Genomic DNA, 13,470 nt, shown 5'->3' on the forward strand with positions numbered 1-13,470 from the left:
GGGCGGGGTCAGCCGTCGTGCTTCAACAGGGCGCCGGCGTGCCGTCCGGCGGCGGCCGCCGCCAGGAAGTAGGCGGTGTCGTCCTCCAGGCCGCGGCCCATCGTGGTCAGCGCGACGGGCGCGGTGGCCAGCGCCTCCTCGAGCCCGTCGACGGGCACGGTGACGACGTGGTGGCGGCTCTCCAGCCGGGCCGCCTGGGAGCGGACCTTCTCGCCGAACTCGCCGGGCAGGTCCGGGACGACGATGTCGGCCGGCGCCAGCGCAACCCGGCCGTACGCCGTCAGGCTGTGGTGCGACACGCCGTGGTGCCGGGCCCGCGGGTCGGCGGAACTGACCCGCAGCGACCCCACCGGCCGCCCACCCAGGACCACCGCCGCGTTGACCGCCTCGCCGCAGGCGACGCCGGAGAACCCCCAGCGGGTCCCCGTGCCGAGGTTGCCCGGCCCTTGCGTGACGACCGCGACGTCGGCCTCCAGCACGTGCTTGGCGGCCAGCAGCCCGGTGTGCAGCGTCACGGCCTCCAGGTCGCCGCCGAACGCCTGCCCGACGGTGACCGTCCCGGCCAGCCATCCGGCCTCGCGCAGCGCCGCCGCGGTCTTGCTGAACCACAGCGGCAGCGCGCCGCCGTCCGTCATCACGTAGGCCACGCGCACCGAAGCGGGGAACGACGCGGACGTCGTCAGCCCGGCCAGGATCGCGGGCAGAGCCGAGTGCAGGTCCGCCGTCACGACCGGCAGTCCCTCCAGGTCGTCGGCCTCGCGCAGCAGTTCGTACCACTCCGAGTCCTGCTCGTCGACGCCGAGGACCGTTGCCTGCAGCGGCGTGTAGCGAGCCTTGACCAGGTGGCCGGGGCCGGGCGCGGGGTCCGGCGGCAGCTGGTTCGGCACCGCGACGACCAGCGCGTACCCGCCGGTGCCCAGGCCCATGGCCAGCGCCGTAGTGTTGAGCACGACGATCTCGCCCGGCCGCGGCCGCCCGACCAGGTGGTCGTAGGCCACGGCGCGCACCAGCTCCCCGTCGACCTCGACACGCAGCTGCGTGGCACCGGGCCAGGAGGCGTCTACTGTTTTGACAACACCGTTTCGCCAGCGGATCACGCCTTGAGACTAGCTATTGGCTAGTCTCGCGCTGGCAAGGGATTGGGGGTAGGCGTGTCGCAGGCGGCCAAGAGCGAGCGGCTGATGAACCTCGTCATCTGTCTGCTCGTCGCGCGCGGGTACGTGCCGAAGAGCCGGATCCGCGAGGTGGTCGGCGGGTACGGCGACCAGAGCGACGATGCCTTCGAGCGGATGTTCGAGCGCGACAAGGAAGAGCTGCGCGAGGTCGGCATCCCGATCGAGACCGGCTCGTTCGACCCGCTCGGCGACGAAGAGCCCGGCTACCGCATCCTGCGGCACGAGTTCGAGCTGCCGGAGATCCGCCTGGAGCCCGACGAGGCCGCCGTCGTCGGGCTGGCCGCGCGGGTCTGGCAGCACACGTACCTCTCCGAGGCGTCCAGCAACGCCGTTCTCAAGCTGCAGGCGGTCGGCGTCGAGGCCGACACCGGGTCGCTGGGCGCCGTCGAGCCGCGGGTCGGGGGAGAGGAGCCGGCGTTCTGGCCGCTCTGGGAGGCCGTCCGCGACCGCCGCCCGGTCGCCTTCCACCACCGCAAGAGCTCGACGTCGGAGCCGCTGCTGCGGCACCTCCAGCCGTGGAGCGTACTGTCCTGGCACGGCCGCTGGTACGTCGTCGGCTTCGACACCGTCCGCGAGGCGGCCCGGATGTTCCGCATGTCGCGCATCGTCGGCGACGTCCGGCCCGACGGCCACCCCGGCGGCTACGAGGTCCCGGCGCCTGAGACGGTCCGCGAGGCGGCCGCCAGCCTCGCACCGCCGGAGCGCTCGCCCGTCCTGCACGCGCTCGTCCGGGTCCGGCACGGCAGCGGGCACGGCATGCGCCGGCGCGCTACGTTCGTAGCTACGGACGCGACTACGGGATGGGACGAGGTGACAGTGCCCTACACCAGCAACCAGGCGCTGGCCGAAGAGCTGGTCAGCCACGGTGCCGACGTCGTCGCGCTGGAGCCGGTCGAGCTGCGCGACGCCGTCGTCGAGCGGCTGCGAGCCATGTTGGCGGTGCCCGCGTGACGTCGGAGAAGAAGCGGCCGGCGAAGAGGACCACCCGGAAACGGACGGCCGCGAAGACCACTGCGCCCGCCCGCCGCGCCGACAGCGCGCAGGCGCAGGTCACCCGGCTGCTGTCGATGCTGCCGTACCTGCGCTCGCACCCCAGCGCGAAGGTCTCCGAGGTCGCCGCGCTGTTCGGGGTCAGCGAGCGGCAGGTCATCCGCGACCTGCAGGTGCTGTGGTTCTCCGGCCTGCCCGGCCTGCAGATGGGCGACTACATCGAGGTCGACATGGAGGCGGTCGAGGGCGAGGGCATCATCAGCGTCTCGAACGCCGACTACCTCGCCCGGCCGCTGCGGCTGCGCACCGACGAGGCTGTCGCGCTCATCGTGGCGCTGCGGACGCTGGCGTCCGTGCCCGGCTCGTTCGAGCGGGGCGCCGTCGAGCGGGCCATCACGAAGCTCGAGAACGCCGCCGGCGAGGCCGCCCAGCAGGCGGCGGCCGTGCAGGTGCAGGTCGACGGCGACGCGGTCGCCGACGTCGCCGCGACGGTGCGCAGCGCACTGGACGCGAAGAACCGCCTGCACCTGTCCTACTGGGTGCCCGCGCGCGACGAGGCCACCGAGCGCGACGTCGACCCCATGCGCCTGGTCGTGGTCGACGGCCGGCTCTACCTGGAGGGCTGGTGCCACCGCGCCGAGTCGGTGCGGCTGTTCCGGCTCGACCGCGTGCTCGACGTCAAGGAGCTCGACGTCCCGGCGGAAGTGCCTAGCGAGGCGCGGCCGCGGAACCTCGACGGCGGCCTGTTCCAGCCGTCCCCAGATGACGAGTTGGTGACATTCGAGCTGACTCCGGCCGGCCGCTGGGTGGCCGACTACTACCCGTACGAGACCGCCGAGGAGCTGCCCGGAAGCGCGCTGCGACTGCAGCTGCGCGCCCGCGACCGCGCCTGGGTGCGACGGCTGGCGCTCCGGCTGGGCAGCACTGGCCGGGTGGTCGCGCCGGCCGACCTGTCCGCCGAGGTCACGGCGGCCGCCCGCGAGGCGCTGGCCGCGTACGAGGGGTAGTGTTCAGGGTCATGTCCGCACTCGCCGCCTGGCTGTTCGTCGCCCTCGCCGTGGCGTTCGTGCTCGCGATCGTCCTGGTCGTGCGGGCCGGGTGGGTGCTGCTGCGCAAGCTCGGCGTGCTCGGCCGGGAGATGAACGCTCTGCAAGACGACATTGACGAGACCGTAGGATCGAGGTTGAAGTAGTCCCCGGCACGACGGCGGGATGCCCGGCTTGTCGTGCATCACGGGTACCATTCGACGGGACGCCCCCGTAGGAAGAGGTCGACCATGGGCAACATCGGCACCTGGCAACTCATCATCGTCTTGGCCATCGTGCTCCTCCTTTTCGGGGCCAAGCGGCTGCCGGAGGCCGCGCGGGGGCTGGGTCGTTCGCTGAAGATCTTCAAGTCCGAGACCGAGGGCCTCATCAACAAGGACGACAAGGCCGGCGACGTCACCGGCGAGGGCGCTCCGCAGGCCCAGCAGCCCGCGCAGCGCGCCGTCGAGCCGACCGCCACGCCGCAGCAGCAGGCAACCCCGCAGCAGCCCGCGGCCCAGCAGCCGGGCGCGCCGGCCGACGACCAGACGCGCCGCGACGCCTGACGAAGCACGCAGTAGACCGACGTGGCGACAGTGATCGGCCGTCGGGGGAAGGGCTCCAAGCCGGAGCGTGACCCCGAGGGCCGCATGACCCTCACCGAACATTTGCGCGAGCTGCGCAACCGCGTCCTGAAGGCCGCGCTCGCGGTGGTGGCGTTCGGCGTCCTCGGGTTCGTCTTCCGCGACCAGATCTTCAACTTCCTGGTCGACCCGTTCATCGAGGCCACCGAGCAGACCGGCCGCGACGCCGACCTGAACTTCCGCGAGATGATGGACCCGCTCGTGGTCCCACTGCGCATCGCCATGCTCACGGGCCTCGTTCTCGGCGCCCCGGTCTGGATCTATCAGCTCTGGGCGTTCGTCACGCCGGCGCTGTACCGCAACGAGAAGAAGTGGGCGCTGGCCGTCGTGGGCGCCGCCGTGCCGATGTTCGGCCTGGGCGTGCTGCTGGCCATCTGGCTGATGCCGCGGGCGATGGTCTTCATGCAGAACTTCGCCCCCGACAACGCCAGCATGCTGGTCGACTTCAGCAGCTATCTCAGCTTCGCAATCCGGCTGGTGCTGGTCTTCGGTATCGGGTTCCTGCTGCCCATCTTCGTGATCCTGCTCAACGCCGTCGGCGTGCTGCGGCACGAGACGCTCGGCGCCGCACGGCGCTGGGTCATCGTCGGGATCTTCGCCTTCGGCGCCATCGCCACGCCGACCGGCGACCCGCTCTCGCTCATGGTGCTGGCCACCCCGATGTGGCTGCTGTTCGAGGTCGCCGTGCTCGTCTGCCGCTTCATGGACAAGCGCCGTGACCGGGTGGCGGGGGCTGGGCTGGCCGACGACGAGGCCACGCCGGACGACATGCTGGACCAGCTGGGCCGCGTCGACGACGATGACGACCGCCGGCGATGAGGTCGCGCTCCTGATCAACCCGTCGGCCGGCCGTGGGCGTGGCGCCCGGGCCGGCCGACGTGCCGCTCACCGGCTGGCCGCGGCCGGGCTGACGGTGCGCACCGTGGCCGGCCGCGACGTCCGCGAGGCCGCCGATCTGGCCCGCGAGAGCGTCGAGGACGGCGTCCGCGCGCTCGTCGTGGTCGGCGGCGACGGCATGGTCCACCTGGGTCTGCAGGCCGTGGCCGGCACCGGGATCCCGTTCGGCGTCGTCCCGGCCGGCACCGGCAACGACTTCGCCCGGGCGCTCGGCCTCCCGCTCCGCGACCCGGACGCCGCCGCCGACGTCGTCGCCGCAGGCCGGCTCCGCGAGGTCGACCTCGGCCGCACCGAGGGCCAGTGGTTCGCGGGCGTCGTCGCGGCCGGGTTCGACGCCAAGGTGAACGACCGCGTCAACCGCATGCGCTGGCCGAAGGGGCCGCGCCGCTACGACGTCGCCACCTTCGCCGAGCTGGGCGTCTTCAAACCCATCGCGTACCACCTCGAGCTCGACGGCGAGGTGCTCGACCTCGAGGCCATGCTGGTCGCCGTCGGCAACATCCCGTCCTACGGCGGCGGGCTGCGCATCACGCCCGGTGCCGAGCTGGACGACGGCATGTTCGACGTCGTCGTGGTGGCGCCGGTGAGCCGGGCGACGCTGGTCCGGGCGTTCCGCCGGGTCAAGCGGGGCACCCACACGGCGTACCCGTTCGTGACGGTGCATCGGGCCCGGCGGGTCAAACTGGACGCACCCGGCATCACCGCTTACGTCGACGGCGAACGGCTCGGCCCGCTGCCCCGCACGTTCGACGTCGTCCCGCGAGCCCAGCAGGTGTACGCACCGCCCGGCGGGTTACCGTAGCCTCATGAGTTCGCCGGCGGAACGCTACGCGGCAGCACATGAGCGGCAACGCGATCCGTCCCCCCGGCTGCGGGAGTTCCAGGCCGGGTACGGGTTCCGGCTCGACGAGTTCCAGCTGCGCGCCTGCCGCAGTGTCGAGGCCGGCCGCGGTGTGCTGGTAGCGGCGCCGACCGGGGCCGGCAAGACGCTGGTCGGCGAGTTCGCCGTGCACCTGGCCCTGGAAGAGGGCCGCAAGTGTTTCTACACCACGCCGATCAAGGCGCTGTCGAACCAGAAGTACCACGACCTCGTCGAGCGCCACGGCGAGGACAAGGTCGGCCTGCTGACCGGCGACAACACCGTCAACGGCGAGGCGCCCGTGGTCGTCATGACCACCGAGGTGCTGCGGAACATGCTCTACGCCGGCTCGACGACGCTGAACGGCCTGAGCTACGTCGTCATGGACGAGGTGCACTACCTCGCCGACCGGTTCCGCGGCGCCGTCTGGGAGGAAGTGATCATCAACCTCCAGGAGTCGGTGAGCGTCATCTCGCTGTCGGCCACCGTCTCCAACGCCGAGGAGTTCGGCGACTGGCTCACCACCGTCCGCGGCGACACCGACGTCGTCGTCGAGGAGAAGCGGCCGGTCCCGCTGTGGCAGCACGTCATGATCGGGTCGCGGCTGTACGACCTGTTCGGCCAGGGCGAGGCCGACGGCGACGGCCGCCGCGTGGTCAGCCCGGAGCTGGTCCGGGCCGGCCGCGACGACGTCCGCAACTCCCGGCCCGGCGGACGTACGGGCCGCGGCGGGCGACCGCCACGCCGTCCGCGCGGTACGTACACGCCGGGCCGGGTCGAGGTGCTGGAGAAGCTCGACGCCGCCGGGCTGCTGCCGGGCATCGTGTTCGTGTTCAGCCGGGCCGGCTGCGAGGCCGCCGTGCAGCAGTGCCTGAGCGCCGGCGTGCGGCTGACGTCGCCGGACGAGCGGCAGGAGATCCGGGCGCTGGTCGAGGAGCGCACCGCCGGCATCCCCGAGGGCGACCTGCACGTTCTCGGCTACCACGAGTGGGCCGAGGGCCTGGAGCGCGGCATCGCGGCCCACCACGCGGGCATGCTGCCGACGTTCAAGGAGGTCGTCGAGGAGCTGTTCGTCCGCGGGCTGATCCGGGCCGTCTTCGCCACCGAGACGCTGGCGCTGGGCATCAACATGCCGGCGCGCACCGTCGTGCTGGAGCGGCTGGTCAAGTGGAACGGCGAGACCCACGCCGACGTCACGCCGGGGGAGTACACCCAGCTCACCGGCCGGGCCGGGCGGCGCGGCATCGACATCGAGGGGCACGCCGTCGTGCTGTGGCAGCCCGGGTTCGACCCCACGGCGGTCGCCGGACTGGCCTCGACCCGCACGTTCCCGCTGCGCTCGTCCTTCCGGCCGTCGTACAACATGGCCGTCAACCTGGTCGGACGGGTCGGGCGCGGCTCCGCGCGGGAGATCTTGGAGTCGTCGTTCGCCCAGTTCCAGGCCGACCGCGCGGTCGTCGGCCTCGCCCGCCAGCTGCGCCGGGCCGAGGAGGCGCTCGATGGCTACCGCGAGGCGATGACCTGCGACCAGGGCGACTTCGAGGAGTACGCCCGGCTGCGCCAGGCGATCAAGGACCGTGAGACCCAGCTGGCCCGCGAGGGCACGGCGCAGCGCCGGGCGGCGTCCCAGGCGTCGCTGGAGAGGCTGCGGCCGGGCGACGTGATCCGGGTGCCGACCGGCAAGTTCGCCGGGCTGGCGGTCGTGCTCGATCCCGGCATGCCCGGCGGCGGGCCGCACGGCGGCGACGGCCCCCGCCCGACGGTGCTCACCGAGGGCCGGCAGGTGCGCCGGCTGTCGCTGATCGACTTCCCGAGCGCGGTCGAGCCGCTGGCGAAGGTGCGCATCCCGCGCTCGTTCAACCCGCGGGTCCCGGCGTCGCGGCGCGACCTCGCGGCGTCGCTGCGGGCGAAGGCGCCCGACGACGGCGGCCGCCAGTACCACGGCCGCCGGCGCGGCCGGTCCGCGGCGGCCGACGACGAGGAACTGGCCCGGCTGCGCCGGCAGCTGCGCGACCACCCGTGCCACCGCTGCCCGGACCGCGAGGAGCACGCCCGCTGGGCCGAGCGCTGGCTGCGGCTGCGGCGCGAGGCCGACCAGCTGCAGCGCCGCGTCGAGTCGCGCACCAACACCGTCGCCCGGCAGTTCGACCGCGTCTGCCGGGTGCTCGAGGATCTCGACTACCTGTCCGGCGACGACGTCACGCCGTCCGGCCGGCGGCTGGCCCGGCTCTACGGCGAGCTGGACCTGCTGGCCGCCGAGTGCATCCGCCGCGACGTGTGGGCCGGGTTGGACCCGGCCGAGCTGGCCGCCGCCGTCGCCGCGCTCACGTACGAGTCGCGGCAGCCCGACGACGCCGTCCCGCCGCGGCTGCCGCCGGGCCGGGTCCGCGACGTGCTGGCTGAGATGGTGCGGCTGTGGGGCGACCTCGACCACGTCGAGTCCACCCACCGGCTGGACTTCCTGCGCGAGCCCGACCTCGGGTTCACCCACGCCGCCTGGCGCTGGGCCAGCGGCCACCAGCTCGACTCCGTGCTGCGCGACGCCGACCTCGCCGCCGGCGACTTCGTCCGGGCCGTCCGGCAGCTGCTGGACCTGCTCGACCAGATCGCCGACGCCGCGTCCGGCACGCCGCTGCGCGAGACCGCGCGGCTGGCGGCGGGGGCGCTGCGGCGCGGCGTGGTGGCGTACGCGACGCTGTCGGCGTGACGTCTTCCGGGGGTGCTGCGGTGCGGCTGCTGGTACTCGGCGGGTCGGGGTTCCTGGGGCGCGCTGTCGTCGATGAGGCGGGGGCGCGCGGCTGGGCTGTGACGACGTTCAACCGCGGGCTGCGCGGTCCGGCGCCCGAGGGGGCCGAGACGCTGCACGGCGACCGGCTGGACCCGTCGTCGCTGGCCGTGCTGGGCAGCGGCCGCAAGTGGGACGCCGTCGTCGACACCTGGTCGGGCATCCCGCGGGCGGTCCGCGACAGCGCTCGCGTCCTGCGCGGGCGGGTGGGGACGTACGCGTACGTGTCCAGCCGGTCGGTGTACGCGCCGCCGGTGCCGCCGGACGCCGACGAGTCCGCGCCGGTGCTGGCCTCGTCGCCCGACGCCGAGGACGGCGACTACGGCGAGCAGAAGGCCGGCGGCGAGCTGGCCGCGGTGCGCGCGTTCGGTGACGATGCGCTGATCGCCAGGGCCGGGCTGATCCTCGGCCCGCACGAGGACGTCGGCCGGCTGCCGTGGTGGCTGACCCGGGCCGCGCGCGGCGGGCCGATGCTGGCGCCTGGGCCGGCCGACCTGCCGATCCAGTACATCGACGCGCGCGACCTCGCCGCCTGGCTGGTGTCGTGTGTCGCGGCCGGGACGGGCGGCGTGTTCAACGCGGTCAGCCGGCCGGGCCACGCGTCGATGGGGGCGCTGCTGGATGCGGTCGTGGCGGTGACCGGCGGGGCGGCGTCGCTGCGCTGGGTGGACCCGGCGCCGATCCTGGCCGCGGGCGTCGTGCCGTGGACCGACCTGCCGGTCTGGATCCCGCCGGAGCACGAGTTCGAGACGTTCGGCCTGCACTCTGCCGACGCGTCGAAGGCCGAGGCGGCGGGACTGCGGCCGCGGCCCGTCGAGGAGACGGTCGGCGACACGTGGGCCTGGCTGCGCTCGATCGGCGGCTCCGTGCCCCAGCGGCCCGATCGCCCCGCCGTCGGCCTCGACCCGGCCATCGAGGCGGCGATTCTCGCGTCCGCGGGCTCACCGTCCCCCTGACGGTCCCACCGCGCCCGCACCAGCGCCCGACCCGGGTTGATCTTGGAGTTGTTCGGCGATTGCTGGGCGATTCGTCCGTTTGATACCCGAAGAACTCCAAGATCAACGTTCGCGGCGACCCTGGCATCGCTCAGCTCTGGCTGAAGTAGACCCGGGTGACGGTGTCGTCCGGGCCGAAATCGACCACCAGCAGCTCGAAGTCGATCATGGTCGGCCGCGCCTCGGCGGCAGCCGAACACCAGGCGTCCGCGTGGAGACCGCCCGGCGTCATCAGGCCGGTGCCGGGCTGAACGCGTTGAGCACCCGGTTCAGCGACGAGTCCAGGCCCCAGCGGTTAGCCAGCTCGACCAGCGCCTCTGGGTCGGCCGGCGCCGAGGGCAGGGTGTCGTCGTAGTCGGGCAGCGGCACGTCGTGGCGCACCTCGACGACGTCTGGCGCGACGAGGAGGTATTCGCGCGCGTCGGCGAGCTTGCGGCGCAGCGTGGGCGACAGGTCCGCCGCCGGGTCGTCGACCGCCGCCAGCAGCCCGTCGATGCTGCCGAACCGGGTGATCAGCGTGCCGGCGGTCTTGTCGCCGACACCGGCGACGCCGGGCAGGCCGTCACTGGGGTCGCCGCGCAGCGTCGCGAAGTCGGCGTACGAGCGGCCCGGGATGCCGTACTTCGCGGCGACCACGGTCTCGTCGACCACCTCGTGCCGGCCGACGCCGCGGGCGGTGTAGAGGATGCGGACGCCCCGGGCGTCGTCGACCAGCTGGAACAGGTCGCGGTCGCCGGTGACGACGTCGACGGGGCCCGGGTCGCCGGTCGCGAGCGTGCCGATGACGTCGTCGGCCTCGAAGCCCGGCACGCCGATGTGCGCGATGCCCAGTGCCGTCAGGACCTCGAGGATGACCGGGATCTGCGCCTCGAGCGCCGCCGGGACCTCTTCGATGTTGCGGGCGGCGTTGGCCAGCCGGTGCGCCTTGTACGACGGCAGCAGCGCCACCCGGAACGCCGGCCGCCAGTCGGCGTCTAGGCAAGCGACCAGCCGGGCCGGCCGCCGGTCGGTGGTCAGCCGGGCGATGAAGTCCAGCAGCCCCCGCACAGCGTTCACCGGCGTGCCGTCGGGGGCCTTGATGGACTCCGGCACCCCGAAGAAGGCGCGGAAGTACAGCGAGGCGGTGTCGAGGAGCATCAGGCGGTTCTCGGTGCCGGGCATGCCGATCAGCCTACTGAGCCGTCGTCGCCCTCAGGTCGTTGACAGGCCCGGATGCCGGTCCTACGTTCGCAGGAAGACGCCGGGGGGCGACGATGGCGGAATCAACGGGGTTGGAGCGGCTCGGGCGGGGGTGCGCCCGGCACCCGTGGCCGGTCGTCGTGGTGTGGCTGGTGGTCCTGGCCGGCACCGTGGTCGCCGACCGAGTCTGGGGCGGCACGTACAGCGACGACTTCACCCTGCCGGGCACCGAGTCCGGGCAAGGCAGCGACCTGCTGGTCGAGCACGAGGTCGCTGCCAGCGCGTACTCGGCGCGGCTGGTGTTCCAGGACGACGCCGGCCTGGCGGCGCAGTCCGGCGCCGTGGACGAATCAGTGGCGAACGTCGAGTCGGTCGAGCACGTGCTGACGGTGTCCGACCTGGTCCCGGCGCCCGGACGGCTCCGTCGGCTACGTCACCGTCCAGTTCGACGGCAACCCCGGCGCGTTCGGATCGACGTTCGTCGATTCCATGGATACCGCCACCGACCCGGCGCGCGAGGCCGGCGTCGATGTCGAATACACCGGCGCGCTGGGCCAGGCGGCGGAGCCGGCGCCGGACGACCGGCGCTCCGAGGGCATCGGGATCGCGGTGGCGCTCGTCGTGCTGCTGGTGGCGTTCGGCAGCGTCGTGGCCGCGGTCCTGCCGATCGCGTCGTCGGTGGTCGGCGTGGTGGCGGCGCTGAGCCTGCTCGGGCTGCTCGCCGCCGGGGTCGACTTCGCGACGGCGTCGCCGACGCTCGCCGTCATGCTCGGGCTGGGCGTCGGCATCGACTACGCGCTGTTCCTGACGACGCGGCACCGGCAGGGGCTGCTGGACGGCGCCGACCCGGTTGCGGCCGCCGGGCGGACCGTCGCGAGCAGCGGCCGTTCGGTGCTGATCGCCGCCTGTACGGTCGTCATCGCGCTGGCCGGGCTGTGGGCCACGCGCATCGGCTTCATCGGCAAGCTCGGGCTGGCCGCCGCGGTGGCCGTCGTCGTCGCCGGGATCGCCGCGGTCACGCTGGTGCCGGCCCTGCTCGGCGCGGCGGGACGGCGGATCGACCGGCTGCGGGTCCGGACACCGGTGGCGGAGGAGTCCGGCGACGGTGCCGCGTCGGGCTGGCGGCGGTACGCGCTGGCGCTGGACCGGCACCCGTGGCGCTACCTCGTCGCCGGCGTGCTGGTCGCCGGTATCCTCGCGGTGCCGACGCTCTCGCTGCGGCTCGGGCACGTCGACGATGGCGCGTCGGCGCCGGGCAGCACCACCCGGGCGGCCTACGACGCTATCTCGACCGGCTTCGGCCAGGGCGTGAACGGCCAGTTCACGCTCGCCGTCGACGTCGGTGACGGCGACGACGGCGCGACCATCGCGTCGGAGCTGCAGTCCGCCATCGCCGGCACGTCCGGCGTCGCCGCCGTCACCGACTTCGCCCCCAGCCAGGACGGTGCCCTGCTGGTCGCGACGGTGACGCCGTCAACGCGGCCACAGGACGCCGCGACCGACGACTTGCTGCACACGCTGCGGGACGACACCATCGCCCCGCTGCTGGCGGGGTCGAACACGTCGGCCTATGTCACCGGCCTGACGGCGGCCCAGCTGGACTTCCGCGACCTGGTGGCCGACCGGCTGCCGGAGATCATCGCGATCGTCGTCGGCGCGGCGTTCGTCGTGCTGCTGCTGTCGTTCCGCAGCCCGGTGCTCGCGCTCAAGGCGGCGCTGCTCAACCTGCTCTCGATCGCCGCCGCCTACGGCGTCGTCGTCGCCGTGTTCCAATGGGGCTGGGGGTCGTCGCTGCTTGGCGTGGACCAGCCGGTGCCGATCGAGTCCTACGTCCCGATGATCATGTTCGCGATCGTCTTCGGGCTGTCGATGGACTACGAGGTGTTCCTGCTGTCACGAGTCCGGGAGGCGTGGCTGGCGACGGGGGAGAACCACGGCAGCGTCGCGACCGGGCTGGCGGTGACGGCGCGGGTCATCTCGTCGGCGGCGCTGATCATGATGACCGTCTTCTTCGCGTTCGTGGTCGCCGACGACGTCGTCATCAAGATGCTGGCGGTCGGACTGGGGTTCAGCGTGTTGATCGACGCCACCGTGATCAGGCTGCTGGTGGTGCCGGCGGCGATGTTCCTGCTCGGGGACCGGTGCTGGTGGCTGCCTCGCTGGCTGGACCGGGCGCTGCCGCACCTGGAGCCGGAGGCGGACCTCACCCGCTCGGGCCGCTGACCAGCGTGCCGGTGGCGTACATGCGGTGCGACGAGCCGAACCGCGGCCAGCACGTGGTGAGCGTGATGCGCTGCTCGGTCGGCTCGGTGTCGCGTGGCTCGCCGGGCACGGGGTCGACCACCCAGACGTCGCTGATGTCGATGCGGTTGCCGTCGCTGTCGCCGTCGGGGGCGTCGTCGAGCTGGTAGACGTAGGTGCCGTCGGCCATCTCGATCTCGATGGTGTCCCCGACGCGGAGCTGGGGGAAGTCGGCGAACGGCTCGGCGTGCCCGGAGCGGTGCGCGGCGATGCCGACGTTGCCCAGCTCGCCGGGGTTGGCCGTGTTCGGGTAGTGGCCGGGGCCGCGGGCGAGGTCGTCGGGCTGCACGCCCTGGACGATGGTGAACTCCCAGTCGTCGCCGAAGCGGGGGATGCGCAGGATGCCGTACGCGTCGCCCTCTGCCAGCGCGTCGGGGTCAGGCGCCGGCGCATCCGGCGCGAGCTGCTCCCACTGGGTCCCGAGCTCGTCCTCGAGCGCGTCCTGCGCCCGCGCCGTCTGGATGCCGGTGCCCCAGAGGATGTAGACGACGAAGAGCAGGACCAGCGCGCCCGCGGTGAGCAGCAGCTCGCCGATGCCTCCGATGACGACGGCCCAGGCACTGCGGCGGGGCCGGGTGCTGACGCGCTGCTGCGCGTGTCGTGGCATACCCACGACCCTA

Annotated in this window: 12 protein-coding genes and 1 pseudogene; 9 read left to right on the forward strand and 4 right to left on the reverse strand. The window is 73.3% G+C overall.

Features of this window, described 5'->3' with window-relative positions; all coding sequences use genetic code 11:
• Nucleotides 1-8: 8 nt before the first annotated feature.
• Nucleotides 9-1,097: a DUF3866 family protein gene (locus tag E1262_RS25870; RefSeq protein ID WP_132107074.1), complete on the reverse strand. Its 1,089-nt coding sequence runs from the start codon at nucleotides 1,095-1,097 to the stop codon at nucleotides 9-11.
• 54 nt (nucleotides 1,098-1,151) lie between these two features.
• Here E1262_RS25870 and E1262_RS25875 point away from each other — a divergent pair, with 54 nt between their 5' ends.
• The 8 genes from E1262_RS25875 to E1262_RS25905 all read left to right on the forward strand — a co-directional run bounded on the left by E1262_RS25875 (nucleotide 1,152) and on the right by E1262_RS25905 (nucleotide 9,331).
• Nucleotides 1,152-2,126, forward strand: a complete 975-nt coding sequence (locus E1262_RS25875; protein WP_203454448.1) for a helix-turn-helix transcriptional regulator — start codon at nucleotides 1,152-1,154, stop codon at nucleotides 2,124-2,126.
• A complete protein-coding gene (locus E1262_RS25880) occupies nucleotides 2,123-3,172 on the forward strand; it encodes a helix-turn-helix transcriptional regulator (RefSeq protein WP_203454455.1) in 1,050 nt (349 codons plus the stop codon). The genes E1262_RS25875 and E1262_RS25880 overlap by 4 nt, the downstream gene beginning before the upstream one ends.
• Nucleotides 3,173-3,183: 11 nt before the next feature.
• A complete protein-coding gene (locus tag E1262_RS30580) occupies nucleotides 3,184-3,357 on the forward strand; it encodes a hypothetical protein (protein WP_162606085.1) in 174 nt (57 codons plus the stop codon).
• A gap of 84 nt (nucleotides 3,358-3,441) precedes the next feature.
• Nucleotides 3,442-3,756, forward strand: coding sequence for a Sec-independent protein translocase subunit TatA (gene tatA, locus E1262_RS25885; RefSeq protein WP_132107076.1), 315 nt, complete (start codon nucleotides 3,442-3,444; stop codon nucleotides 3,754-3,756).
• Nucleotides 3,757-3,777: 21 nt separating this feature from the next.
• Complete coding sequence (tatC, locus tag E1262_RS25890; protein ID WP_132107078.1) at nucleotides 3,778-4,653, forward strand: twin-arginine translocase subunit TatC; 876 nt, start codon at nucleotides 3,778-3,780, stop codon at nucleotides 4,651-4,653.
• A complete protein-coding gene (locus E1262_RS25895; protein ID WP_132107080.1) occupies nucleotides 4,634-5,533 on the forward strand; it encodes a diacylglycerol kinase in 900 nt (299 codons plus the stop codon). Before tatC ends, E1262_RS25895 begins: the two co-directional genes overlap by 20 nt.
• Before the next feature lie 4 nt (nucleotides 5,534-5,537).
• Complete coding sequence (locus E1262_RS25900; RefSeq protein WP_132107082.1) at nucleotides 5,538-8,297, forward strand: DEAD/DEAH box helicase; 2,760 nt, start codon at nucleotides 5,538-5,540, stop codon at nucleotides 8,295-8,297.
• Between the two features lie 20 nt (nucleotides 8,298-8,317).
• Entirely contained in the window at nucleotides 8,318-9,331 is a 1,014-nt protein-coding gene (locus E1262_RS25905) for an NAD-dependent epimerase/dehydratase family protein (protein ID WP_132107132.1), read from the forward strand.
• Between the two features lie 130 nt (nucleotides 9,332-9,461).
• On the opposite strand, the gene E1262_RS30585 is transcribed toward E1262_RS25905, so the two are convergent.
• Together E1262_RS30585 and E1262_RS25910 are read right to left on the reverse strand one after the other, a co-directional pair.
• Nucleotides 9,462-9,602 (reverse strand): hypothetical protein, encoded by a 141-nt coding sequence (locus tag E1262_RS30585; RefSeq protein WP_162606086.1) that lies wholly within the window; start codon nucleotides 9,600-9,602, stop codon nucleotides 9,462-9,464.
• A complete protein-coding gene (locus E1262_RS25910; protein ID WP_238993058.1) occupies nucleotides 9,602-10,531 on the reverse strand; it encodes a 5'-3' exonuclease in 930 nt (309 codons plus the stop codon). Before E1262_RS25910 ends, E1262_RS30585 begins: the two co-directional genes overlap by 1 nt.
• A 489-nt stretch (nucleotides 10,532-11,020) precedes the next feature.
• On the opposite strand from E1262_RS25910, the pseudogene E1262_RS31940 reads away from it, so the two are divergent.
• Nucleotides 11,021-12,772 (forward strand): annotated as a pseudogene (locus tag E1262_RS31940) (MMPL family transporter); the annotation flags it as partial.
• Here the strand turns inward: E1262_RS31940 and E1262_RS25920 are convergent.
• A complete protein-coding gene (locus E1262_RS25920) occupies nucleotides 12,753-13,457 on the reverse strand; it encodes a class E sortase (RefSeq protein WP_132107084.1) in 705 nt (234 codons plus the stop codon). The pseudogene E1262_RS31940 and the gene E1262_RS25920 overlap by 20 nt on opposite strands.
• Nucleotides 13,458-13,470 lie beyond the last annotated feature (13 nt).

This window comes from Jiangella aurantiaca (assembly GCF_004349105.1).
Taxonomy (GTDB): Bacteria; Actinomycetota; Actinomycetes; order Jiangellales; family Jiangellaceae; genus Jiangella; species Jiangella aurantiaca.

Excerpts from the sequence above, each read along its gene's own strand:
- E1262_RS30580 (WP_162606085.1), top strand. The coding sequence starts at position 3,184 with ATGTCCGCACTCGCCGCCTGGCTGTTCGTCGCCCTCGCCGTGGCGTTC.
- tatA (WP_132107076.1), top strand. The coding sequence starts at position 3,442 with ATGGGCAACATCGGCACCTGGCAACTCATCATCGTCTTGGCCATCGTG.
- E1262_RS25895 (WP_132107080.1), top strand. The coding sequence starts at position 4,634 with ATGACGACCGCCGGCGATGAGGTCGCGCTCCTGATCAACCCGTCGGCC.
- E1262_RS25900 (WP_132107082.1), top strand. The coding sequence starts at position 5,538 with ATGAGTTCGCCGGCGGAACGCTACGCGGCAGCACATGAGCGGCAACGC.
- E1262_RS30585 (WP_162606086.1), bottom strand. The coding sequence starts at position 9,602 with ATGACGCCGGGCGGTCTCCACGCGGACGCCTGGTGTTCGGCTGCCGCC.
- E1262_RS25910 (WP_238993058.1), bottom strand. The coding sequence starts at position 10,531 with ATGCCCGGCACCGAGAACCGCCTGATGCTCCTCGACACCGCCTCGCTG.
- E1262_RS25920 (WP_132107084.1), bottom strand. The coding sequence starts at position 13,457 with ATGCCACGACACGCGCAGCAGCGCGTCAGCACCCGGCCCCGCCGCAGT.